This is a genomic window from Streptomyces albospinus, from assembly GCF_014648695.1.
In the GTDB taxonomy this organism is placed as follows: Bacteria; Actinomycetota; Actinomycetes; order Streptomycetales; family Streptomycetaceae; genus Streptomyces; species Streptomyces albospinus.
The window spans coordinates 1-945 of record NZ_BMRP01000143.1 but is presented as its reverse complement, the minus strand read 5'-3'; the positions used below and the strand labels follow the sequence as shown (position 1 = coordinate 945).

Genomic DNA, 945 nt, shown 5'->3' with positions numbered 1-945 from the left:
TTCCTGTGCGCGGGCTCGCTGCTGCTCATCCCGCTGTACTTCATGATCCACCCGAAGACCTCGCAGATGGCGCACGACTTCGTGGTGCCCACCATGCCCGGCGGATCGGGGCAGTTGGCGACGGTCATGCTGCTGATCATCGGCATCGTCGGGACCACGGTCGCCCCCTGGCAGCTGTTCTTCCAGCAGTCCTTCGTCATCGACAAGCGCATCACCCCGCGCTTCATGAAGTACGAGAAGGTCGACCTGTGGATCGGCATCGCCATCGTCGTCATCGGCGCCGCCGCCATGATGGGCCTCACCGCCGCCGCCTTCGCCGGGACGAAGGGCTTCGGCAACTTCACCGATGCGGCAGGGGTCGCCGCGGGTCTTGAGGCCCACGCCGGCAAGCTCGCCGGAGTCCTCTTCGCCATCGCCCTGCTCGACGCCTCCATCATCGGCGCCTTCGCCGTCTCCCTCTCCACCGCCTACGCCATCGGCGACGTCTTCGGCATCAAGCACTCGCTCCACCGCGGCGTGAAGGGCGCCAAGGGCTTCTACGCCATCTACGCCGGAGTGGTCGCCGTCGCAGCCGCCATCGTCCTGATCCCCGGCTCCCCCCTCGGACTGCTCACCCAAGGCGTACAGACCCTGGCCGGCGTCCTGCTGCCGTCCGCATCCGTCTTCCTGCTGCTGCTCTGCAACGACAAGGCCGTACTCGGCCCCTGGGTCAACGGACCGAAGACCAACGCCTTCACCACGGTGGTGGTCGGCGTCCTGGTCACCTTGTCCATCATCCTGACCGCCTCGGTGCTCTTCCCCGACATCAGCTCCCAGACGATCATCGACATCATGGCGGGCTGCGGTGTCGTGGGCGTACTGGCCGCCGGGTACTCGTTCACCCGCCGCCGCACCGCGACCAAGGAAGACCCGGTCGACCGCACCGGACGTGACGCCTGGCGCATG

The 945-nt window shown here is 67.2% G+C and carries 1 protein-coding gene; it reads left to right on the top strand.

All coding sequences use genetic code 11. The features are described from left to right. Positions 1–945: NRAMP family divalent metal transporter (locus IEZ17_RS41675; RefSeq protein WP_189308834.1), on the top strand; the 945-nt coding region annotated here is incomplete at both ends.